The organism is Streptomyces lincolnensis (genome assembly GCF_021173675.1).
GTDB lineage: Bacteria > Actinomycetota > Actinomycetes > Streptomycetales > Streptomycetaceae > Streptomyces > Streptomyces lincolnensis_B.
Genome location: NZ_JAIHON010000012.1, coordinates 278,925 through 302,703, shown reverse-complemented (window position 1 = coordinate 302,703; position 23,779 = coordinate 278,925). Strand labels below are relative to the sequence as shown.

Sequence of the window (23,779 nt, the reverse complement as noted above, 5' to 3'; positions counted from 1 at the left end):
CCTCCGGGGGCGTGCCATCATCGAGCTTCGATCGACCAAGTGGAGTCCAAGTTGGGAGGGCGCGTGGCGATGGAGGCCGGCCCTCGTGACACCGCACAGGACACCGAGCACCTCACCGTGGACAACGGCGAACCGGAGCAGGACGACGACCGTCTGAGCTCCGACGGACCCGATGACACGCAGGGCGGTGTGACGGACGACGGTCCCGAGCCCGAGGAGATGTTCGCGGGCGGCCCGGAGGTCGAGGTCGAGCTGCGTCCGCAGCGGCGGCTGCGCATCTGGCAGCTCGCCCCCATCGTCTCGCTGGCCGCGGTCGGTTCCCTGATGTTCGCCTTCCCGCTCGCCTTCGACTTCGGCGACAGCGGCGCCGTCATCGCCATGCTCGGCCTGCTGATCTGCTCCTGCGCGGCGGGCTGGGGCATGATGGCCGCCCGCCGCGTTGGTTACACGTGGCCTGGTCTGCCCCAGCGGGGTTCGGGCCGCCGCCCGGACTGGCGGGTGGTGCTGGCGTACGCGCTGATGGTGGCCGTGGTCGTCGTCCTCGCCGTGTGGCGCGTGGCGCGGTTGCGCTGAGGCGCCTCTTCAAGGGTGCGGGGCTGTCCCAGTGAGCGGCCCCGCCGCGCGGGCGCGATCAGCCCCCACCGGGCCGCGCCGTACGATCGAGGCATGAGCACCCGGATCGCCTTCCTCAAGGGTCACGGCACGGAGAACGACTTCGTGATCGTCCCGGATCCCGAGAACACCCTCGACCTGCCCCCGGCCGCCGTCGCAGCCCTCTGTGACCGCCGCGCGGGCATCGGCGGTGACGGCCTCCTGCACGTCGTACGGTCCGCGTCCCACCCCGAGGCCCGGCACATGGCGCCCGAGGCGGAGTGGTTCATGGACTACCGCAACGGCGACGGCTCGATCGCGGAGATGTGCGGCAACGGCGTCCGGGTGTTCGCGCGCTACCTCCAGCACGCCGGGTACGTGACCGAGGGCGACCTGTCCGTCGCCACGCGCGGCGGCGTCAAGAGCGTGCACATCGACAAGGCCGGCGACATCACCGTCGGCATGGGCCGGGCGCTGCTCCCCGAGGGGGACGTCACGGTGAGCGTCGGCGAGCGCAGCTGGCCCGCGCGGAACGTGAACATGGGCAACCCGCACGCCGTGGCCTTCGTGGACGACCTCGCCCACGCCGGCGACCTGTACTCCCCGCCGCCCTTCAGCCCGGCCTCCGCCTACCCGGACGGGGTCAACGTCGAGTTCGTCGTCGACCGCGGTCCTCGCCATGTCGCCCTGCGCGTGCACGAGCGCGGCGCCGGGGAGACCCGTTCGTGCGGCACGGGCGCGTGCGCGGTCGCCGTCGCCACCGCCCGCCGGGACGGCGCCGACCCGGCCGTGACCGGCGCCCCGGCGACGTACACCGTCGACGTGCCCGGCGGCACCCTGGTGATCACCGAGCGGCCCGACGGCGAGATCGAGATGGCCGGGCCCGCGGTGATCGTCGCCGAGGGGGAACTCGACACGGAGTGGCTGGAAAGGTCCGTACGCTGACCGATCTGTTGTCACTTGGTGCGCAATCGTAAACCTACAAACCTTCGCTCGAATGGGTGATCAGTTTCACGCTCGACGAGAGACGGTCAGTCGGGCGTGATGGGCTCGGTAGCATCAAGCACCGGCCCGGACGGGGGACCGATGCCATCCCCTGAGCCGTGTCAGCCCTGGGGCACCCGTCCGCCGGTCCACAGCCGGAGGTGCCCATGAGCGCGGATGCCGCGAATCCTGCGAACTCGGGCCCGGTGGTCACATCGGGTCCGACGGCCTCGGGTGCTGTCCTGCCGACAGCGCCCCGCAGGAAGGCCCGCTCCCGGCTGGACCTGCGACGCCTCGGCCGTGCCGCGCTGCTCGGACCCGCCGCCCGTGACCGGCTGCCCGACGCCATCGGCCATGTGGCCGAGGCCCATCGCGCCCACCACCCCGACGCCGACCTCGAACCGCTGCGCCGCGCCTACGTCCTGGCCGAGTCCTCGCACCGCGGCCAGATGCGCAAGAGCGGTGAGCCGTACATCACACATCCCCTCGCGGTGACCCTGATCCTCGCCGAACTCGGCGCCGAGACCACGACCCTGACGGCCTCTCTGCTCCATGACACCGTCGAGGACACCGATGTGACGCTCGATCAGGTCCGCGAGGAGTTCGGCGAGGAGGTCCGCTTCCTCGTCGACGGCGTCACCAAGCTGGAGAAGGTCGACTACGGCGCCGCCGCCGAGCCGGAGACCTTCCGCAAGATGCTCGTCGCCACCGGCAACGACGTCCGCGTGATGTCGATCAAACTCGCCGACCGGCTGCACAACATGCGCACCCTGGGCGTGATGCGCCCCGAGAAACAGGCCCGCATCGCCAAGGTCACCCGCGACGTCCTCATCCCGCTCGCCGAACGGCTCGGCGTCCAGGCCCTCAAGTCCGAACTGGAGGACCTGGTCTTCGCGATCCTGCACCCCGAGGAGTACGAGCACACCAGGGAGCTGATCGTCGACAACGCCTCCCGCGCCGACGACCCCCTGGCCGAGATGGCCGACGAGATGCGCGTCGTCCTGCGCGACTCCGGCATCCAGGCCGAAGTCCTCATCCGGCCGCGGCACTTCGTCTCCGTGCACCGTGTGGCCCGCAAACGCGGTCGCCTGCGGGGCTCCGACTTCGGCCGCCTGCTGGTGCTGGTCAACGAGGACGCCGACTGCTACGGCGTCCTCGGGGAGCTCCACACCTGTATGACGCCCGTCGTCTCGGAGTTCAAGGACTTCATCGCCGTACCGAAGTTCAATCTGTACCAGTCGCTGCACACCGCCGTGGCCCGCGAGGACGGCCAGGTCACCGAAGTCCTCATCCGTACGCACCAGATGCACAAGGTCGCCGAGGCCGGGGTGGTCGCGCTCGGCAACCCCTACGCGCCGCCCTCCGACGAGCCGGTCGACGGCGAGGGCGTGGGCGGTGGGGGCGTGGACGGTGAGCGGGCCGACGGTGAGCGGGTGGATCCGACCCGCCCCGGCTGGCTCTCCCGTCTCCTGGAGTGGCAGCAGGGCGCGTCCGACCCCGACACCTTCTGGTCGACCCTGCGCGAGGACCTCGCCCAGGACCGCGAGATCACCGTCTTCCGGCCCGACGGCGGCACGCTGGGACTGCCCGAGGGCGCGACCTGTGTGGACGCCGCCTACGCGCAGTACGGCGAGGACGCGCACGCGTGCATCGGCGCCCGCGTCAACGGCCGCCTGGCGACGCTGAGCACCGTCCTGCGGGACGGCGACACGGTCCAGCTCCTCATGGGCCAGGACCCCGCCTCCGAGCCCTCCAGGGAGTGGCTGGAGCACGCCCACACCCCGGCCGCCCGGATCGCCATCCAGCGCTGGCTCTCCACGCATCCGGCACCGGCCGCGGCGGCTCCCGAGAGCGCGCGGGACACCGGTGTACGTGCGGGTGCGGGTGCGGGTGCGGGTGCGGGTGCGGGGGACGGTGGCGTGGCCCCGGCCGTCGCGCCCGGCTCCCGTCCTGCCGAGCGCACCGCCGACGCGGACGTCGTCGTGGACGAGCCCGGCGCGAGCTCCGTCCGGCTCGCCGGCTGCTGTACGCCCGTACCGCCCGACGAGGTGACCGGATTCGCCGTACGCGGCGGAGCGGTGACCGTCCACCGCGTGGAGTGCGCGGCGGTGGCGCGCATGAAGGACGCGGGGCGCGCGGAGATCGGTGTGCGCTGGGGGAACACCACCGGGTGCCGGGTCACGCTGTTCGCCGAATCGTTCGGCCGCCCTCATCTCCTCGCCGACCTCACCGAGGCGATGGCCCTGGAGGGCGCGGAGATCGTCTCGGCCACCGTCGAGCCGCCGAGCCGCCAGCGCGTACGCCACACCTACACGGTCCAACTCCCCGACGCGGCCCGCCTCCCCGCCCTGATGCGGGCCATGCGGAACGTGCCGGGCGTGTACGACGTCAGCCGGGCGCAGCCGCAGGCGCTGGAGGACTGAGGCGCTGGGGGACTGAGCGGCCCCTCCCCGGCGGCCCGGTCCCCCGATCGCCGGGACCGAGCCACTCGCCCGCTCCCGCGCACCCCTTCGAGTGGGCCGGTCGCGCGCCGCCGCCGCACGGCACGCGCGCGCTGGTAGCGGTGGTGCATGCTGCTCAACCCCCGCACACCGGTGTCCTTTCCCAACCAGGCCTCGCCCCGGGTCCGTCTGAGTGCCTCCGGACGCCGGAAGGCCGCCGCGCTGCTCGTCTCCGCCGTCTCCGTCTGCCTCCTCGCCGCGAGCGCCCCGGCCGCCCCGCTGGGTGTCGGCGACCGGCTCTTCCCGTACCTCGGCAACCCCGGGTACGACGTGGCGTCGTACGACCTGTCCTTCACCTATTCCGGCACCAACAGCAAGCCGCTCCGGGCGGTCACCACGATCGACGCGTGGACGACCGCACCGCTGGAGCGTGTGAATCTCGACTTCGCGCACGGCGAGGTCGACTCGGTGGAGGTCGACGGCGCGCCCGCCGCCTTCACGAGCGCCGGTGAGGACCTGGTGGTCACCCCGGAGCAGCCACTGCCCCGAGGCAGCTGGATGCGGATCACCGTCCGGCACACCAGCGACCCCGTGTCCGCCGCGGGCCGGGACGGCGGCTGGGTGCGCACCGACGACGGGCTCGCCATGGCCAACCAGGCCGACGTGGCCCACCTGGTCTTCCCGTGCAATGACCACCCCTCCGACAAGGCCATGTTCACCATCCGGGTCACCGCGCCCAACGGCTACACGGCCGTCGCAAACGGACTGCCGACCCATGTCGACCGGGCGGGCAAGGCCACCACCTGGACCTACCGCACCCAGCACCCCATGGCCACCGAGCTCGCCCAGGTCTCCGTCGGCCGCTCCACCGTGCTGCGCCGCACCGGCCCCCACGGACTGCCCGTCCGGGACGTCGTGCCCACCAAGGACCGCACCAGGCTGGAACCCTGGCTGAAGAAGACCCCCGGCCAGATCTCCTGGATGGAGGAGAAGGTCGGGCCGTATCCCTTCGAGACGTACGGCCTGCTCGTCGCCGCCGCCGACACCGGGTTCGAGCTGGAGACGCAGACCCTCTCCCTGTTCGAGCGGGACCTGTTCACCGAGCCCGGCTTCCCGGAGTGGTACGTCGACTCGATCATGGTGCACGAGCTGGCCCACCAGTGGTTCGGCGACAGCGTCAGCCCGCGTACCTGGTCCGACCTGTGGCTGAACGAGGGGCATGCCACCTGGTACGAGGCCCTGTACGCGGAGGAGAAGGCCGGCCGCACCCTCCAGGCCCGTATGAAGGCGGCGTACGGCGCCTCCGACCGCTGGCGGGCGGCCGGCGGACCGCCCGCCGCCCCCAAGGCGCCCGACCCCGGCCAGAAGATCGGCATCTTCCGCCCGAACGTCTACGACGGCGCCGCCCTCGTCCTCTACGCCCTGCGCCAGGAGATCGGCCGCCCGGCCTTCGAACGCCTGGAACGTGCCTGGGTGACCCGCCACAAGGACGGCGTCGCCACCACCGCCGACTTCGTCGCCCTGGCGGGGGAGATCTCCGGACGGGACCTGGGCGGGTTCTTCGAGGGCTGGCTCTACGCCGAGAAGACCCCGCCGATGCCCGGACACCCCGAGTGGAAGTCGGTCGCGCCCCGGGCGACCCCAGCGAAATAACACAGTGACGAGACGCCCCGTGCCGTGCGACCATCTTCAGGTCGGCGCGGCACGGGACACGGGAATCTCCCGGGGTACTCGTGCGTTGTGCACTGTGACGGCTGATTGCCGTGGTGATCGATTGCTGTGGTGACCGATTGCTTCGGCGGTCGTGAAAGCAGTGAGCCGTGGCGATCGTGATCGCAGTGCGACCGCCGCATCGGAATCCCCAACGACGTAAGGACCCAATGACCTCCTCTTCATCCCCTTCCCAGGACACTGAGCGCGTCGCGCATGCCTACCCCGAAGGTCTTCGGGCCGATGCCCTGATGGAAGAGGACGTCGCCTGGAGCCACGAGATCGACGGAGAGCGGGACGGCGACCAGTTCGACCGCTCCGAGCGCGCGGCCCTGCGCCGCGTGGCGGGCCTCTCCACCGAACTCGAGGACGTCACCGAGGTCGAGTACCGCCAGCTCCGTCTGGAGCGGGTCGTGCTCGTCGGCGTCTGGACCTCGGGGACCGCGCAGGACGCGGACAACTCCCTCGCCGAGCTCGCCGCCCTCGCGGAGACCGCGGGCGCACTCGTGCTCGACGGTGTGATCCAGCGCCGCGACAAGCCCGACGCGGCCACCTACATCGGTTCCGGCAAGGCCGACGAGCTGCGCGACATCGTGCTGGAAACCGGCGCGGACACCGTCATCTGCGACGGTGAACTCAGCCCGGGCCAGCTCATCCACCTCGAAGACGTCGTCAAGGTCAAGGTCATCGACCGTACGGCCCTGATCCTCGACATCTTCGCCCAGCACGCCAAGTCCCGAGAGGGCAAGGCGCAGGTCGCGCTCGCGCAGATGCAGTACATGCTGCCGAGGCTGCGAGGCTGGGGTCAGTCGCTGTCCCGTCAGATGGGCGGTGGCAAGGGCGGCGGCCTCGCCACCCGTGGTCCCGGTGAGACCAAGATCGAGACGGACCGGCGTCGGATCCGCGAGAAGATGGCGAAGATGCGCCGGGAGATCGCGGACATGAAGACCGGCCGCGAGATCAAGCGGCAGGAGCGCAAGCGCCACAAGGTGCCGTCCGTGGCCATCGCGGGCTACACCAACGCCGGCAAGTCCTCGCTGCTCAACCGCCTCACGGGCGCGGGCGTGCTCGTCGAGAACGCCCTGTTCGCGACCCTCGACCCGACCGTGCGCCGGGCCGAGACCCCGAGCGGCCGCCTGTACACGCTGGCCGACACGGTCGGTTTCGTCCGGCACCTGCCGCACCACCTGGTCGAGGCGTTCCGCTCCACCATGGAGGAGGTCGGCGAGTCCGACCTGATCCTGCACGTGGTGGACGGCTCGCATCCGAACCCGGAGGAGCAGCTGGCCGCCGTGCGCGAGGTGATCAGGGACGTCGGCGCCACCGGCGTGCCCGAGATCGTCGTGATCAACAAGGCCGACGCGGCCGACCCGCTGACGCTCCAGCGGCTGATGCGGATCGAGAAGCGCTCCATCGCCGTCTCGGCCCGCACCGGCCAGGGCATCGAGGAACTGCTCGCTCTGATCGACAACGAGCTGCCGCGCCCCTCGGTCGAGATCGAGGCGCTCGTGCCGTACACCCACGGCAAGCTGGTCGCCCGTGCGCACGACGAGGGCGAGGTGATCTCCGCGGAGCACACCCCGGAGGGCACCCTGCTCAAGGCCCGGGTGCACGAGGAACTGGCGGCGGATCTCACGCCGTACGTGCCGGTGCCGGTCGCCTGACCTACGGGGTACCGCGGCGGTCGGCCGGCCGAGGTGGTGCCCCGTCTCGGTCGCTGGACCGGGGCGGGCCCGGGACCGGCACAGCGCTCCGGAAAGCGTGCCGAAGGCCATGAAGGCCCGCCCCTGTCTGTCGCGGGGGCGGGCCTTCGGCGTGTGTGCGGTCACCGACCGCCGTATGTCGTGCTCATGTTCTCGTAGAGCGCCTCGGCCTCCTGGCCGAGCTGCGGGCCCGCCAGCCAGGTGTTGTCGAGGGGGCCGATCGACGTGTTCGAGACCAGCTTGGTCGTGCCGCCCACCACCCGGAACCAGCCACCACCGGACGAACCGCCGGTCATGGTGCAGCCGATGCGGTACATCGTCGGCAGGGTCGTGCCGAGCGAGAGGCGGCCCGGCCGGTCGAGGCACTTGAACATCTTCAGGCCGTTGTAGGGCTCCGCCGCCGGGTAGCCCCAGGCGCCCATCGTGGAAACGTCGGTCGCGGACGGGGCGGAGAAGTCGACGTCCAGGGCGCCCGTCGTCTCCTCCAGCGACCTGGAACCGGACTCCGGCTTCACATGCAGTACGGCGTAGTCGTACGTCGCCCCCGCGCCGCCCGTGTCCGAGCCGCCCTGGATCCACTCGTTCGAGGTCGAGGCCCAGTCGGCCCACCAGTTGCCGTAGGGCGTGACCTCGGAGGCGGTGGCGTTGGCCAGCTGGGCCTCGGACTTGCCCAGGTCGTTGTAGGCCGGGACGAAGACGATGTTGCGGTACCAGCCGCCGCTGCCACCCGCGTGCACACAGTGCCCCGCGGTCCACACCAGGTTGGACTTGCCAGGGTGGTTCACGTCCTTGACGACCGTGCCGGAGCACACCTTCGGGCCGTCGGGGGAGTCGAAGAAGATCTTTCCGACCGGAGCCGCGTTCACGTGGTACGGCGTCTTCTCGGCGGTCGCCTCGACGGGCGCCGGATCCGGGTCGCTGACACCCTGGTCGGCGGCCGCGTCCTTGGTCGAGTAGGTCTTGTTGGCCTCCGTCGCGGACTGCATCCGCTCGGGCTTCCACAACCCCTCGATCACCGGGTTGACGAAGTCCTTGGCCTCACTGAGCCACTTGTCCTTGTCCCAGTTCTGCCAGCCGCCGGCCGCCCACTTGTCGACATCGACGCCGCGCTCCTTGAGCTTGTCGGCGAGGGCGGCCGGAATCTTGACCTTGCCCTCGGCCGCAGGGGAGGCGCTGGAGTCGGCGCCGGCCTTGTCGGCGGTGCCCTCGTCCGAGCCGTTGCAGGCGGTCGCGGTCAGTGCCAGGGCGGCGACGAGCCCGGTGGCGGCGAGGAGCGTGCGGTTGCGCCGCCCGCGCCGTGGCGCTGCGGGCGTACGTGTGGAACGCATGGTGCGGTAACCCCCGTGGGAACGTGCGAATGTCGTGTGCGTGTCACATGTGGGGATCCACAGGACTGCGGGCCTGTGGGTCTGCGAGCCTGTAGGTCTGCGGGTCTGTGGATCTCCCCTGAGGACGACACCCCACTATGCCCGGGCGGTTGAGGGCGAACGGCGGCGAGGTGGTGAAGGTTTCTTCGAGACACCTCACCGCCGTGCCGGGAGATCACTGAACGGTCACTGGCCTGCGAACTTCTGGCTGACCGAGTCGTACACACCCTTGGCCGCATCCCCCAGCCGCGGACCGGCCAGCCAGCCCGCGGTCGCCGGGCCGATCGAGGTGTTGGAGACCAGCGCCGGCTGACCGTCCGAACCCGTCGCGACCCAGCCGCCCCCGGACGAACCGGCCGTCATCGTGCAGCCGATGCGGTACATGGTTGGGTCCGGCGCACTGATCGACAGCCGACCCGGCTTGTCCTGGCACTGGTACATCAACTGCCCGTCGAACGGCGCCGCCGCCGGATAACCGGTCGCCGTGATGCTCTGCACCTGCGGTACGGCCGGAGCCTTGAAGTCCACCGGCAACGCCGAACCGACCGTCTCCTCCAGGGACTTGCCGTCGCCGCCCTCCTCCGGGGTCACATGGATGACCGCGAAGTCGTAGGAGGCGCCGTCACCGCCCGTCGCACCGCCCTGTTCGATCCACTGGTCCGAGGTCTGCGCCCAGTCACCCCACCAGACACCGTACGGAGCGGCCTCCTCCCGCGTGGCGTTCTGCAACTCCGCGGCCGTCCGCCCCTCGTTGTTGTACGACGGCACGAACGCGATGTTGCGGTACCAGCCGCCGTTCTTGCCCGCGTGCACGCAATGCCCCGCCGTCCACACCAGGTTGGACTTGCCCGGGTTGGCCGGGTCCTGCACGACCGTCGCCGAGCAGACCATCGAGCCCTCGGGGGAGTCGAAGAACACCTTCCCCGCCTCGGGAACGCTGTCGTGATACGTAGGCGACACGGCCTTGGCGTCCACGGGCTCGGGCGTCGGGTCGGTCACCCCCTGGTCACCGGAGAGGTCGCTGTCGTCGACGGCGTTGTCCGGGTCCTCGGCCTTCCGCATCCGGTCCGGGTTCCACAGCCCCTCGATGATCGGGTTGATGTACTCGTCGGCCTCACGCAGCCAGTCGTCCTTGTCCCAGTTCTTCCACTCACCGTTCTTCCACTTGTCGATGTCGATCCCGTGCTCTTTGAGCCTGTCCCTCAGGTTGTCGGGGATCGTGATCTTGCCGTCGCCCTCGGACGGGGCGGAGGAACTGGCCTCGCCACCTGCCTCGGCGTTCCCCGAGTCGCAGGCGGTGGCGGTGAGCGCGAGCGCCGAGGCGAGCGCGACGGCGGCCAGGACGGGGGAGGTTCGGCGACGCGCGTTCCCCCCTCGACGAGCGGTGAACGACGGCCGGATGGATCGCATGTCTGACTCCCCCAGAGTGGATGAACGTGGTGCTCCGGCCGTGAACCGCGGGCTGGACTCCGCGGATCTCACGTCGATCTCACGCCGAGTTCATACCGGTCTCACGGACTTCGGGAACGGCATCACACGATATGCGCTCCCCGTGGGGGACTTCCCGCGGAACCGCAACGGTTTCGCTACGAGCTGTCTGACCTGGCAACCCTCTTCCTCTCCAATGACTCAGCGGCCTCTCGCGTCCGTCCCCGCTGGGCAGTTGGCCTCCTTCCGCGATGCGTCTGGCATCAACAAGTGACGTCAGTCACGTGCGTTGACAGCTCTCTCCGAGCGGCTGGGACGGAGAGCGGCCGGGAGCGCACCGTCGCCGTGGCGTCTCCCGCGGTGATGCGCCGCCTGCGGGCGCCCCGGCCGGACCTCCACCTGCGGTTCTCCACTCCAAGGATCTTGAAGCGACCCGTAACCCGGTGAGAGGCCCGGGGTTGGTAGCAGTGGGGGCGTGATGCGGGTCGTCGGCCGGCCCGAGCCCGAATCCCCGGCGCATTCGAGTGAAGACTCGCGGGGTTTCGTATGTCGAGTCGGGCGAGGAAACGAGGCACTGCTCGCCCTGGACAGCGGGAGGACGGGGAGCACCGTGGCCATGACCGGGAGCGGGACCGGGGAGAACACCGCGACTTTGTCCGGTGAGGACGCGTTGTCAGGGGGGTCTGCTGTGGTGGGTGGGGACGCTTGGGTCGAGGAGGCCGCGTCGGTGAGCGGTCCAGCGTCGGTGAGTGGTCCTGCTTCGCTTCGGGGGGCGGCTTCGGCGAGTGATGATTCTTCGGGGGGTGCAGTCGCCCGTGCCGTTGCTGGGCCTACTGCTCGATCCATTGCCAGATCCAACGCTGAGCCGAGTGATGGGCCCCGTGATGGGCTCGTCTCGACTGGATCCGACGGTGCGGTTGTGGGGCGCGCTGTTGCCGAGGGGTCGGCAGGAACGCGCTCGTCCCACGATGCGACCCTGCGGCGCCAGGCGGCGCGCGAGTCGGCGGCACGTACCTATGCGCGCGCCCTGCCCATCGTCCCGGTACGGGCCCGCGGGCTGACCATCGAGGGTGCGGACGGCCGTCGCTACCTGGACTGCGCCTCGGGCGCCGGGACCCTGGCCCTCGGCCACAACCATCCCGTGGTCCTGGAGGCGATCCGCACAGTCCTCGATTCGGGTGCCCCGCTGCACGCCATCGACCTCCCGACCCCCGTCCAGGACGCCTTCCTCGCCGAGCTGTTGCCCACCCTGCCGCCCGGCCTCGCCGGCCGGGCACGGGCGCAGTTCTGCGGACCGGGCGTCACGGATGCGATGGAAGCCGCCTTCGGTCTGGTCCAGGCCGCGACCGGGCGCAGGGGACTGCTCGCATTCTCGGGTGCCCGCCACGGCCTGCGGGTGGGGGCGCTCGATCAGACGGGGGTGCTTCAGCCGCCTGGGCGAGCTGGGGTGCCGGCGGTGCCTGGGGGAGCCGGGGGATTCGATGCCTGCGGGGCGGCTCGGATGGTGGAGATGTCCGGGAAGGCCGGGGTACTGCAAGGAACTCGGGACGCAGGCAAGGGAGTCGAGAACACGCGCGAGTTGCAGGGGCCCGACCAAGCTGCCGGGATTCAGGTGCCCGCCCGCGCCGGTGAGTTTCCGGGGGCTGGGCGAGCCTTGGACGCACGGCTCGCACACCTGCCCTACCCCCAGGACTACCGCTGCCCGTTCGGCGTCGGCGGTGCGCGGGGCGCCGACCTCGCGGCCCGCTGGACCGAGTCCGTTCTCGACGACCCCAGGACGGGGACCCCGCCGCCTGCTGGGATGATCTTCGAAGCGGTACAGGACGAGGGTGGGGTGCTTCCCGCCCCCGACGACTGGATGCGGCGCATGCGCGAGATCACGACCGCCCGGTCCGTCCCGCTGATCGTCGACGAGATCCAGACCGGGGTCGGCCGTACAGGCGCCTTCTGGGCCGTGGACCACAGCGGCATCGCTCCCGACGTGATGATCCTCTCCAAGGCCATCGGCGGCAGCCTGCCCCTGTCCGTGGTCGTCTACAGCGACACCCTCGACGTCGGCCAGCCCGACCTCCACCCGAGCCCCTACCGCGGCAACCAACTCGCCATGGCCGCGGGAACGGCGACCATGGCCTACGTCCGCGAAAACCACCTCACGGAACGCGCGGCCGCACTCGGCTCCCGCATGCTCACCCAACTCCAGCGTCTGGCCCAGCAGTTCGCGATCGTCGGTGAGGTGCGAGGGCGGGGGCTGATGATCGGCATCGAGATGGTGGAACCGGTGGAGGGTGAGGAAGACGGGGAGACCGGCGGGGGAGCGTTGGGTGCGGGTGCGGGTGCGGGTGCGGGTGCGGGTGCCGGTGGGGCGCGTGGTGTGGTCTCCGGAGCCGATATCCGGCTCGCGGACGGCAACGTCCGTTCCGGCGGAGGTGTGGAGCTGATCGTGGAACGCGAGCCCACCCATCAACCACGCCCCGCCGCGCCCGCCCTCGCGGCCGCCGTCCAGCGGGAATGTCTGCGCCGCGGCCTGATCGTCGAACTGGGCGGCCGCCACGGGAACGTCGTACGGCTGCTCCCGCCGCTGACGATCAGCGACGACCAGGCGGCGGCGGTGCTGGACCGACTGGCCGACGCGATGGAGGCGGTGGCCCGCAACCGCACCTACGGCGACCAGCAGCGTCATCGGCAGGCGGGCTAGGCGGGCTAGTGCGACGGCCGCGCCCCCGCACGTCCGCGAGGCTTGGCACGTCCTCGGGGCGTCGCCATCCCCCACTCGTCCTCGCTCCCGCCAACGCGAAGGGCCGTACGCACGCGACCACTTCGGACTTCCGCGACTGACACTCCCGAACACCGGTCACCTCCAACGGAATTCATCGACTCCAACATCACTCAAGCCCGGTCCGAGGAACACGTCTTGAACAGCACCCCCACACCAGACGGTCGCATCTCCACCCCTGGGGAGGTTCCGCCGTCAGGCACGGCCTCACCGACCTCTGTCGCCAGATCGATCTCCCGACAGACTCCGCCTGAGCCTGCCGTGCCGAATGCACGTCGTGCACCAGCCGTATCCGCCGCCCTGGCCGTCCCGCAGTCCAAGTCGCTGCCCGGCGCTTCCGGTGACCTCCTGGACCACCCCGACCCGCACATCGCAGCCGAGGCCTCGGCCGTGGAGAACCTGCTGCGCTGCTGGGTACGCGAAACCGATCTCCCCGCCCCCGACGATGGCGTCCTCCGTATCCCCCTCCCGTCGAGCGGCACCGCCCTGCTCGCCCCCGTTCTCTACTGGTCCCCGACCGGGTGGCACCGCTTCGGCCTCCCGCACCTCGCCGATGCTCCGCAGCAGACCCCGCCTGCCGACGCCGTCACGGTTGCCGCTCTGCTGAGCAGGGAGAAGCTCGGCGAAACCGAGACCGTCCACGGGCAAGTGCAGGTCTCTCAGGGGCAAGGACCAGCCGCCCGCGAGCAGGACCCGGCCTCTGCCCTGTCGCCGCCTCCCACCTCCGCCGCTTACGGTGCCGCCGACCTCGTTGCACGCGTGGCAGACTCCGTCCGCCGAACCGCGACCTTCATCAGCGACCGCCGGAAGCACCCCGCCGACGTGCCCGACCTCTTCCTCGCCGCCGAACAGGCACTGGTGCTCGGGCACCCGCTGCACCCGACCCCGAAGAGTCGCGAGGGCCTCTCCGAGGCTGAAGCTCCCCTATACTCACCCGAGTTGCGCGGCTCCTTCCGCTTGCATTGGTTGGCGGTCGCGCCCTCCGTCCTCGCCACCGACTCGGCCTGGACCGAACGCGGTCGTCCCGTCGGCGCGGCCCAGCTCACCGCTCGGCTCGCCGGTGCCGGACTGCCGTTGCCCGACGGCCACGCGGCCCTGCCTCTGCACCCATGGCAGCTCCGCGAGGTCCGACACCGCCCCGAGACAGCGGCGCTCTTCGAGGCAGGACTGCTCCGAGACCTCGGCGCCCATGGCTCCCCGTGGCACCCCACCTCCTCCGTACGCACTGTCCATGCTTCCGGCGCCCCAGCCATGCTCAAGTTGTCTCTGGGCGTACGCGTCACCAACTCCCGTCGTGAGAACCTCCGCAAAGAACTCCACCGTGGCGTCGAGGCCCACCGCCTCCTGCGTAGCGGCCTGTTCAACCAGTGGCAGGCGACCCATCCCGGATTCGACATCGTCCGCGACCCTGCCTGGCTCGCCGTCGACGGGCCCGGCGGCGAACCTGTGTCCGGGCTGGACGTGATGATTCGGCACAACCCCTTCCGCCCTGCGGACGACGTCACCTGTGTCGCCGGCCTCGTCTCGCCCCGACCTCGCGTGCCCCTGGGCTCCGCGGTCGGCAGTCGGGACGCTGATCGGCCCGTCATGCGCTCCCGGTTGGCCGTAATCGTCGGGCGCCTCGCCGCTCGGACAGGCCGTCCCCGAGAAGCCGTTGCCGCCGAGTGGTTCCTCCGCTACCTCGAACAGGTCGTCCGGCCGCTGTTGTGGCTGGACGCGGAGGCGGGGATCGCTCTGGAGGCGCATCAGCAGAACACGCTGCTCCTCCTGGACGACCAGGGCTGGCCGTCCGGCGGCCGCTACCGCGACAACCAGGGCTACTACTTCCGCGAGTCCCGCCGCGAGGAGCTCGACGCCCGGCTGCCCGGTATCGGCCACCGCAGTGACACCTTCGTCTCCGACGAAGTCACCGACGAACGCTTCACGTACTACCTCGCCATCAACAATGTCCTGGGACTCATCGGAGCGTTCGGTTCCCAGCGCCTGGCCGACGAGCGGCTGCTCCTGGCCGCCTTCCGCCGCTTCCTCGACGACGTGGCGACCGGCCCCGACCGACTGCGCAGCACCCTGCCCACCCGCCTGCTCGACGCACCCGTCCTGCGCTGCAAGGCCAATCTGCTGACCCGCCTGCATGGTCTCGACGAGTTGGTCGGTCCGGTGGACACCCAGTCCGTCTACGTCACCATCGCCAACCCCCTGCGCACCTGACCGACATCCCGGCCCATCGCCAACCTCCTCGTACCGCACCGAGCCTTCGGTGACCGGCACTCGCCGTCACGCCTGCTCCGGACCACCGACAGACCGCAACCCCCTTCACTTCCGAGGAACATGACCCACCCTGTCTCCTGAGAGGAGCCCCTTCGTGTCCGCCCCCGAGCCGAGTGCCGACGCCGGTACCGCCTCCATCACCGGCATCGGTCCCGACACTGCCGGCACGCCTGGGTGCGGCACCGACAGCACCGACACGGGTCCGCGGACGGGCCGTCTGGCCGACGACGGGCTCGGAGTCCGCGTCCCGGACCAACGCCGAGCGCTCTTCCAGAAGGAGGGGAGCAGCACAGCGGGGGCACGGTCTCGACCGGAAGGCACCACACCCCCGACTCCCCTCAAGCCGCCGGCTGACGACATGATCGGTGGAGTCGCCGCGTGGGGGCCGATCGCCACCCCCGTGGGCATGTTCCGCCTGGTCCCTGTCGGAATTGAACGGGACCTACGGCTCGTCAACCGTTGGATGAACGACCCCGCCGTCGCGGAGTTCTGGGAACTGGCCGGTCCCCAGAACATCACCGAGGAACACCTGCGGGCCCAACTCGCCGGCGACGGCAGCAGCGTGCCGTGCCTCGGCGTGCTCGACGGCACCCCCATGAGCTATTGGGAGATCTACCGCGCCGACCTCGATCCGCTGGCCCGCGACTATGCCGCTCGGCCGGACGACATCGGTATCCATATCCTCATCGGCGGTGCCGCCGACCGTGGGCGAGGGCTTGGCAGCGCTCTGCTGAGAGCCGTAGCCGATCTCGTACTCGTCAAGCGCTCCTCCTGCGCCCGTGTCGTCGCGGAACCCGACCTGCGCAACATCCCCTCCATCGCCGCCTTCCTCAGCGCAGGCTTCCGCTTCTCCGCGGAGGCCCACTTGCCTGCCAAGCGAGCCGCTCTCATGGTCCGAGACCGGTGCCTGAGTCATCTGCTGTAACGCCACGTCGCGACGTCATCACTTTTGGTACACCGCTCGCGGCGGTCCGGTTCCCACTCCCTCCGAAGAAATTTCCAGCCGCCCCGACTCCTGCCGAGATCGGTTCGACCGAGGCCTCGCCGAAACCGGCGGGCGAGCCGAATCACCCGACCTTCCGCACCGATCCGCACGCCGCCCGAACCACAGCCACGTCAGACCGAACTTCACCCGAGCCAGACCGAAGCGATCCCACCCGGTGCAATCCCGAGCAATCTCGACCCCGCAAACGACTCACGCCACGACCCAACGGGCGGAATCCGGATCTGCCCGAACCAACCCGATCTCGACCGAGGAATCATCAGTCTTGTTCCAAGCCTTCGCCCTCGCCTTGATCACCCGTTTGTCAGTGCCGAGCCGTAGGGTGGTCGCGCTATGACGAAGCCCTCACTCCCCGAACTCCTGCATGCTGCCGTCACTGCCGTCGGCGGTACGGAGCGTCCAGGCCAGGTGACCATGGCCGAAGCCGTCGCAGACGCGATCGACGACGGTTCCCATCTGCTGGTGCAGGCCGGCACCGGCACCGGAAAGTCGCTGGGCTATCTGGTGCCCGCGCTGGCGCACGGGGAGCGCGTGGTCGTGGCGACCGCGACGCTCGCCCTTCAGCGCCAGCTGGTGGAACGGGACCTTCCGCGCACGGTCGACGCGCTGCACCCGCTGCTGCGCCGCCGCCCGGAGTTCGCGATGCTCAAGGGCCGGTCGAACTACCTGTGTCTGCACCGCCTCCACGAAGGAGTCCCGCAGGACGAGGAGGAGGGGCTCTTCGACCAGTTCGAGGCGGCGGCACCCACCAGCAAGCTGGGTCAGGACCTGCTGCGGTTGCGCGAGTGGTCGGACGAGACCGAGACGGGTGATCGTGACAACCTCACGCCCGGTGTCTCCGACCGCGCCTGGGCCCAGGTGTCGGTCTCGTCGCGGGAGTGTCTGGGCGCCTCGAAATGCGCGTACGGCGCCGAGTGCTTCGCCGAGATGGCGCGTGAGCGCGCCAAGCTGTCCGAGGTCGTCGTCACCAATCACGCCCTGCTGGCGATCGACGCCATCGAGGGTGCTCCCGTCCTCCCGCAGCACGAGGTGCTGATCGTCGACGAGGCGCACGAGTTGGTTTCCCGGGTCACGGGGGTGGCCACCGGCGAGCTGACCCCTGGCCAGGTGAACCGAGCGGTGCGCCGCGCCGCGAAGCTGGTCAACGAGAAGGCGGCCGACCAGCTCCAGACTGCCGCCGAGGGCTTCGAGCGGCTGATGGAGCTGGCCCTGCCGGGCCGCCTGGAGGAGATCCCCGAGGACCTCGGCTATGCCCTGATGGCTCTGCGCGACGCCTGTCGCACCGTGATCTCCGGGATCGGCGCGACCCGCGACAAGTCCGTCCAGGACGAGGACGCGGTCCGTAAACAGGCGCTGGCATCCGTGGAGACCGTGCACGACGTGGCGGAGCGGATCACGAACGGCTCCGAGTGGGACGTCGTCTGGTACGAGCGTCACGACCGCTTCGGTGCCTCACTGCGCGTCGCTCCCATGTCCGTCTCCGGCCTGCTCAGGGAGAAGCTCTTCACGGACCGGTCGGTGGTCCTCACGTCCGCGACCCTGAAACTGGGCGGCGACTTCAACGGAGTCGGCGCCTCGCTGGGCCTCGCGCCCCAGGGCACGGAGGGCGAGGACATCCCCCAGTGGAAGGGCGTCGACGTCGGCTCGCCCTTCGACTATCCGAAGCAGGGCATTCTGTACGTCGCGAAGCACCTGTCGCGCCCCGCGCGGGACGGCGACCGCGCGGACATGCTCGACGAACTCACCGAGCTGATCCAGGCGGCAGGCGGGCGGACGCTCGGCCTGTTCTCCTCGATGCGCGCAGCCCAGCTGGCAGCCGAGGAACTGCGCTCCCGCATCCCCGAGTTCCCGATCCTGCTCCAGGGTGAGGAGACGCTCGGCGAGTTGATCAAGAACTTCGCGGCCGATCCGAAGACCTGCCTCTTCGGCACGCTGTCACTCTGGCAGGGCGTAGACGTGCCCGGTCCCAGCTGCCAGCTGGTCGTCATGGACAAGATCCCGTTCCCGAGGCCGGACGACCCGCTGATGAGCGCCCGCCAGAAGGCGGTCGAGGACGCCGGCGGCAACGGCTTCATGGCGGTCGCCGCCACGCATGCGGCACTGCTCATGGCCCAGGGCGCCGGGCGCCTCGTCAGGGCTTCGGGGGACCGTGGGGTGGTCGCCGTACTGGACCAGCGGCTGGCCACGGCACGCTACGGGAGCTATCTGAAGGCGTCACTGCCCGACTTCTGGTACACCACGGACCGTAATCAGGTCCGCAAGTCGCTGGCTGCGATCGACGCGATGGCCCAGCAGGCTGAAGCGGCGGGGGCCGAGGGGGCAGAGGCGGAGCAGCCCGAGGTGTGAGACGCATGGGTTGGTCCGACCGGCAGCGGTCGGACCAACCCACGTTGCTGCGCAAGATGCCGGACCTTCCCCGGACATCACAGGGCCCCGGAACCGGCGCAGGGGTTCCGGGGCCCGGTCAGGGGGCGAGCCTCCCAGGGTGTTCGGGAGTCTGCCCGCCGCAGCCGTCAGACGCGGCGCAGCACCGCCACCACCTTGCCGAGGATGGTCGCGTCGTCGCCGGGAATCGGCTCGTAGGCCGAGTTGTGCGGGAGGAGCCAGACGTGGCCGTCCTCGCGCTTGAAGCGCTTGACGGTGGCTTCGCCGTCCAGCATCGCGGCCACGATGTCGCCGTTCTCGGCGACCGGCTGGCGGCGGACGGTGACCCAGTCGCCGTCACAGATGGCGGCCTCGATCATGGAGTCGCCGACGACCTTGAGGACGAACAGTTCGCCGTCGCCGACCAGCTGGCGGGGCAGGGGGAAGACGTCCTCGACGGATTCCTCCGCGAGGATCGGACCACCGGCGGCGATACGACCGACCAGTGGGACGTACGACGCGGCGGGCTTGCCCGCGGTGTCCGTGGGCTGGGCCGACGATGCCTGGTCGGAGCCGCGCACTTCGTACGCGCGCGGGCGGTGAGGATCACGGCGCAGGAAGCCCTTGCGCTCCAGTGCCATCAGCTGGTGGGCCACGGACGAGGTGCTGGAGAGGCCGACGGCCTGGCCGATCTCCCGCATCGACGGCGGGTAGCCGCGCCGCTGCACGGAGTCCCTGATGACCTCGATCACTCGGCGTTGCCGGTCGGTGAGTCCGGAACTGTCGGCCCGGATGCCTGGAGGTCGGCCAGGCAGGGAGCGCTTGTGCCCCTCGGGATTCGTGGCTTCGTTCATCGCATGCACCGGCTCAAGTCGGCCCTGGGAGCGGTCCTGGGCAGTGATGGTGGCACTGTCTGCGGTGGTGGTCACGTCGGCCCCTCTCGATGGTCTCCCTGCTGGACAACGGTAGTTGCTTTCGAAAGGTTGCGCCAAACACACGTTCGAGTGAAAAAACGCGAATCGCCTGACTTGATCATGTGTCCGGGTGTATGGCTAACGCGGCGCCTGGCAGACAAAAGGGCTCATTGCTGTACTCTTCACCGCCGAGGTGGCGACCTCGCGGGCGCTGACCCAGTCTGCCATCCGCCTGCCCGTCGACCGGGGATCGGTCCCCATCTCTGCGGGAACGCCACGCGGCCTCCCTGCGGTGCCCACGGTATCTCCGCATGTGTCGAGGCGATACGGGTGCGCACCCCGTGTGTCGCTGCTGCGTACGGGGCGGTGGCACATGCCAATGTCGGCGCGACACGCGTGTACGGCGTGTATGTATGAGCCAATCCCCACATGTAGTGGTTGGATTGCAGTAGTGGCCCAGAAGTTGTGGTCCCCCGGGTCTTCAGGCCCCCGGCGATCGCCTATGCTTGGGGCTGCTTCGTGGGGCCCGAGTGGCCTCCTGAGGCTATTGAGTCTGCTGTGAGGAGGGTTGGAAATCATGCACTGCCCCTTCTGCAGGCACCCCGACAGCCGTGTCGTCGACAGTCGTACGACCGATGACGGCACGTCGATCCGCAGGCGCCGCCAGTGTCCGGACTGCTCCCGTCGTTTCACGACCGTGGAGACGTGCTCGCTGATGGTGGTGAAGCGGTCCGGAGTCACCGAGCCTTTCAGCCGTACCAAGGTCATCAACGGTGTGCGCAAGGCATGCCAGGGACGACCTGTCACCGAGGACGCGCTCGCCCAGCTCGGCCAACGGGTCGAGGAGGCGGTGCGGGCCACCGGGAGTGCCGAGCTGACCACCCACGACGTGGGGCTGGCCATACTCGGCCCGTTGCAGGAACTCGATCTCGTCGCCTATCTGCGATTCGCCTCCGTCTATCGGGCGTTCGATTCGCTCGAGGACTTCGAGGCCGCGATCGCGGAACTGAGGGAAGAGACGGGACCCCCCGACGCGGACGACGACGTCCGCGAGGGCGCTGCCGACGGCCAAGGCGCTGTCGCGGGAAGCCAGGAAGACGACGGCGGGCCCGGAGGGACCGCGCAGGTCCCCGAGCCCGCGCGCGCCGCCGACTGACCGGCGCGCCGGACCGGGGTTTCAGGCCCCGGGCCCGGCCGGACGGCGGCGAACCAAGACCTGTTGCGGGCGGGAGCACGTGGGATGCCCGCAACACCAGACAGAACACCGTGCCACGGGAACATCGGGGCACTTCAGGGCGTTTTAGCCCGTACAGGGAGGCGGCATGACAGAGACGGCGAGTGGTCCGGCACGGAGTTCCCGCGCCAAGGGCACCAAGACGGCCAAGGGGCTGCGCATCGAGCGCATCCACACCACCCCCGGAGTGCACCCGTACGACGAGGTGGCCTGGGAGCGCCGTGACGTCGTCATGACCAACTGGCGCGACGGCTCGGTCAACTTCGAGCAGCGCGGCGTCGAGTTCCCCGACTTCTGGTCGGTGAACGCGGTCAACATCGTCACCAGCAAGTACTTCCGCGGTGCCGTCGGCACCCCGCAGCGCGAGGTGAGCCTCAAGCAGCTCATCGACCGCATCGTGAAGACGTATCGGAAGGCCGGCGAGGACTACAAGTACTTCGCCTCGCCCGCCGATGCCGAGATCTTCGAGCACGAGCTGGCGTACGCCCTCCTGCACCAGATCTTCAGCTTCAACAGCCCTGTGTGGTTCAACGTCGGCACGCCCCAGCCGCAGCAGGTCTCGGCCTGCTTCATCCTGTCCGTCGACGACTCCATGGAGTCGATCCTCGACTGGTACAAGGAAGAGGGCATGATCTTCAAGGGCGGCTCCGGAGCCGGCCTGAACCTCTCCCGCATCCGCTCCTCCAAGGAACTGCTGTCCTCGGGCGGCAACGCCTCCGGTCCGGTCTCCTTCATGCGCGGTGCCGACGCCTCGGCAGGAACGATCAAGTCGGGCGGCGCCACCCGCCGTGCCGCCAAGATGGTCATCCTCGACGTCGACCACCCCGACATCGAGGACTTCATCGAGACCAAGGTGAAGGAAGAGGAGAAGATCCGCGCCCTGCGCGACGCGGGCTTCGACATGGACCTGGGCGGCGACGACATCACGTCCGTCCAGTACCAGAACGCCAACAACTCGGTCCGCGTGAACGACACGTTCATGAAGGCCGTCGAGAACGGCGGCAAGTTCGGCCTGACGTCCCGCATGACCGGTGAGGTCATCGAAGAGGTCGACGCCAAGACCCTGTTCCGCAAGATGGCGGAGGCCGCCTGGGCCTGCGCCGACCCGGGCATTCAGTACGACGACACCATCAACCACTGGCACACCTGCCCGGAGTCCGGCCGTATCAACGGCTCGAACCCCTGCAGCGAGTACATGCACCTGGACAACACGTCCTGCAACCTCGCCTCGCTGAACCTGATGAAGTTCCTGAAGGACGACGGCAAGGGCAACCAGTCCTTCGAGGTCGAGCGCTTCGCGAAGGTCGTCGAACTCGTCATCACCGCGATGGACATCTCCATCTGCTTCGCGGACTTCCCGACCCAGAAGATCGGCGAGAACACGCGCGCGTTCCGCCAGCTCGGCATCGGCTACGCCAACCTCGGCGCCCTGCTGATGGCGACCGGTCACGCCTACGACTCCGACGGCGGCCGCGCCCTTGCCGGCGCCATCACCTCCCTGATGACCGGCACGTCCTACAAGCGGTCCGCCGAACTCGCCGCGGTCGTCGGCGCGTACGACGGCTACGCTCGCAACGCCCAGCCGCACCTGCGTGTCATGAAGCAGCACTCCGACGCCAACAGCGTGGCTGTCCGCGTGGACGACCTGGACACGCCGGTCTGGGCCGCCGCCACGGAGGCCTGGCAGGACGTGCTGCGCCTCGGTGAGAAGAACGGTTTCCGTAACTCCCAGGCGTCCGTCATCGCCCCGACCGGCACCATCGGTCTGGCGATGTCCTGCGACACCACCGGTCTTGAGCCCGACCTCGCGCTGGTCAAGTTCAAGAAGCTGGTCGGCGGCGGTTCGATGCAGATCGTCAACGGCACCGTCCCGCAGGCCCTGCGCCGCCTGGGCTACCAGGAGGAGCAGATCGAGGCGATCGTCGCCCACATCGCCGAGAACGGCAATGTGATCGACGCCCCCGGCCTCAAGCACGAGCACTACGAGGTGTTCGACTGCGCCATGGGCGAGCGCTCGATCTCCGCCATGGGCCACGTCCGCATGATGGCCGCGATCCAGCCGTGGATCTCCGGCGCGCTCTCCAAGACGGTCAACCTGCCGGAGTCGGCGACCGTGGAGGACGTCGAAGAGGTCTACTTCGAGGCCTGGAAGATGGGCGTCAAGGCGCTCGCCATCTACCGCGACAACTGCAAGGTCGGCCAGCCTCTCTCCGCCAAGACCAAGGAGAAGGAGAAGGCCGAGGTCACGGAGAAGGCCGAGGCGACCATCCGCGAGACGGTCGAGAAGGTCATCGAGTACCGCCCGGTCCGCAAGCGTCTCCCGAAGGGCCGTCCCGGGATCACCACGTCCTTCACCGTCGGTGGCGCCGAGGGCTACATGACCGCCAACTCCTACCCGGACGACGGTCTCGGCGAGGTCTTCCTGAAGATGTCCAAGCAGGGATCCACCCTCGCGGGCATGATGGACGCCTTCTCCATCGCCGTCTCGGTGGGTCTCCAGTACGGCGTCCCGCTGGAGACGTACGTCTCGAAGTTCACCAACATGCGCTTCGAGCCGGCCGGTATGACGGACGACCCGGACGTGCGGATGGCCCAGTCGATCGTCGACTACATCTTCCGCCGCCTGGCGCTGGACTTCCTGCCCTTCGAGACGCGTTCCGCGCTCGGCATCCACTCCGCCGAGGAGCGTCAGCGTCATCTGGAGACCGGCTCCTACGAGCCGACCGAGGACGAGGTCGACGTCGAGGGCCTGGCTCAGTCGGCGCCGCGTGCCCAGGAACTGAAGGCCGTCGCCACGCCGAAGGCCGAGGTCGAGGCGGCCAAGCCCGCCCCGCAGCAGGCTCACACCAGCGCCGAGCTGGTGGAGATGCAGCTGGGCATCCAGGCCGACGCCCCGCTGTGCTTCTCCTGCGGTACGAAGATGCAGCGGGCCGGTTCCTGCTACATCTGCGAGGGCTGCGGCTCGACCAGCGGTTGCAGCTGAGACAGGACGGGGCCCT

The 23,779-nt window shown here is 69.8% G+C and carries 14 protein-coding genes; 11 read left to right on the top strand and 3 right to left on the bottom strand.

Annotated features, from left to right (window positions below; genetic code table 11):
* Positions 1-69: 69 nt before the first annotated feature.
* The 5 genes from K4B79_RS33835 (at position 70) to hflX (ending at position 7,390) form a co-directional block, all read left to right on the top strand.
* The gene (locus K4B79_RS33835; protein WP_232031192.1) at positions 70-573 is read left to right on the top strand and encodes a hypothetical protein; all 504 of its coding nucleotides are present in this window, start codon (positions 70-72) and stop codon (positions 571-573) included.
* 93 nt (positions 574-666) lie between these two features.
* Complete coding sequence (gene dapF, locus K4B79_RS33830; protein WP_232031136.1) at positions 667-1,536, top strand: diaminopimelate epimerase; 870 nt, start codon at positions 667-669, stop codon at positions 1,534-1,536.
* 206 nt (positions 1,537-1,742) lie between these two features.
* On the top strand, positions 1,743-3,998 hold the full coding sequence (locus tag K4B79_RS33825; RefSeq protein ID WP_232031135.1) for a RelA/SpoT family protein: 2,256 nt from the start codon (positions 1,743-1,745) through the stop codon (positions 3,996-3,998).
* 147 nt (positions 3,999-4,145) lie between these two features.
* Positions 4,146-5,669, top strand: a complete 1,524-nt coding sequence (locus tag K4B79_RS33820; protein WP_232031134.1) for a M1 family metallopeptidase — start codon at positions 4,146-4,148, stop codon at positions 5,667-5,669.
* A 227-nt stretch (positions 5,670-5,896) separates the two neighbouring features.
* Complete coding sequence (gene hflX / locus K4B79_RS33815) at positions 5,897-7,390, top strand: GTPase HflX (protein WP_232031133.1); 1,494 nt, start codon at positions 5,897-5,899, stop codon at positions 7,388-7,390.
* Positions 7,391-7,551: 161 nt separating this feature from the next.
* Here the strand turns inward: hflX and K4B79_RS33810 are convergent, their stop codons facing one another.
* Together K4B79_RS33810 and K4B79_RS33805 are read right to left on the bottom strand one after the other, a co-directional pair.
* On the bottom strand, positions 7,552-8,757 hold the full coding sequence (locus K4B79_RS33810; protein WP_232031132.1) for a trypsin-like serine peptidase: 1,206 nt from the start codon (positions 8,755-8,757) through the stop codon (positions 7,552-7,554).
* 225 nt (positions 8,758-8,982) lie between these two features.
* Positions 8,983-10,206: a trypsin-like serine peptidase gene (locus K4B79_RS33805; protein ID WP_232031131.1), complete on the bottom strand. Its 1,224-nt coding sequence runs from the start codon at positions 10,204-10,206 to the stop codon at positions 8,983-8,985.
* Positions 10,207-11,143: 937 nt separating this feature from the next.
* Between K4B79_RS33805 and K4B79_RS33800 the strand changes: the two genes are divergently transcribed.
* From K4B79_RS33800 to K4B79_RS33785, 4 genes are all read left to right on the top strand, one after another.
* Complete coding sequence (locus K4B79_RS33800; RefSeq protein ID WP_232031130.1) at positions 11,144-12,919, top strand: aminotransferase class III-fold pyridoxal phosphate-dependent enzyme; 1,776 nt, start codon at positions 11,144-11,146, stop codon at positions 12,917-12,919.
* 216 nt (positions 12,920-13,135) lie between these two features.
* Positions 13,136-15,205, top strand: a complete 2,070-nt coding sequence (locus tag K4B79_RS33795; protein ID WP_374208537.1) for an IucA/IucC family protein — start codon at positions 13,136-13,138, stop codon at positions 15,203-15,205.
* Between the two features lie 154 nt (positions 15,206-15,359).
* Positions 15,360-16,190 (top strand): GNAT family N-acetyltransferase, encoded by an 831-nt coding sequence (locus tag K4B79_RS33790; protein WP_232031129.1) that lies wholly within the window; start codon positions 15,360-15,362, stop codon positions 16,188-16,190.
* 411 nt (positions 16,191-16,601) lie between these two features.
* Positions 16,602-18,614: an ATP-dependent DNA helicase gene (locus K4B79_RS33785; protein WP_232031128.1), complete on the top strand. Its 2,013-nt coding sequence runs from the start codon at positions 16,602-16,604 to the stop codon at positions 18,612-18,614.
* 167 nt (positions 18,615-18,781) lie between these two features.
* Here the strand turns inward: K4B79_RS33785 and lexA are convergent, their stop codons facing one another.
* A complete protein-coding gene (gene lexA / locus K4B79_RS33780) occupies positions 18,782-19,561 on the bottom strand; it encodes a transcriptional repressor LexA (protein ID WP_232031127.1) in 780 nt (259 codons plus the stop codon).
* A 562-nt stretch (positions 19,562-20,123) separates the two neighbouring features.
* On the opposite strand from lexA, the gene nrdR reads away from it, so the two are divergent.
* On the top strand, positions 20,124-20,702 hold the full coding sequence (gene nrdR / locus K4B79_RS33775; RefSeq protein ID WP_232031126.1) for a transcriptional regulator NrdR: 579 nt from the start codon (positions 20,124-20,126) through the stop codon (positions 20,700-20,702).
* Between the two features lie 166 nt (positions 20,703-20,868).
* The gene (locus tag K4B79_RS33770) at positions 20,869-23,763 is read left to right on the top strand and encodes a vitamin B12-dependent ribonucleotide reductase (RefSeq protein WP_232031125.1); all 2,895 of its coding nucleotides are present in this window, start codon (positions 20,869-20,871) and stop codon (positions 23,761-23,763) included.
* Positions 23,764-23,779 lie beyond the last annotated feature (16 nt).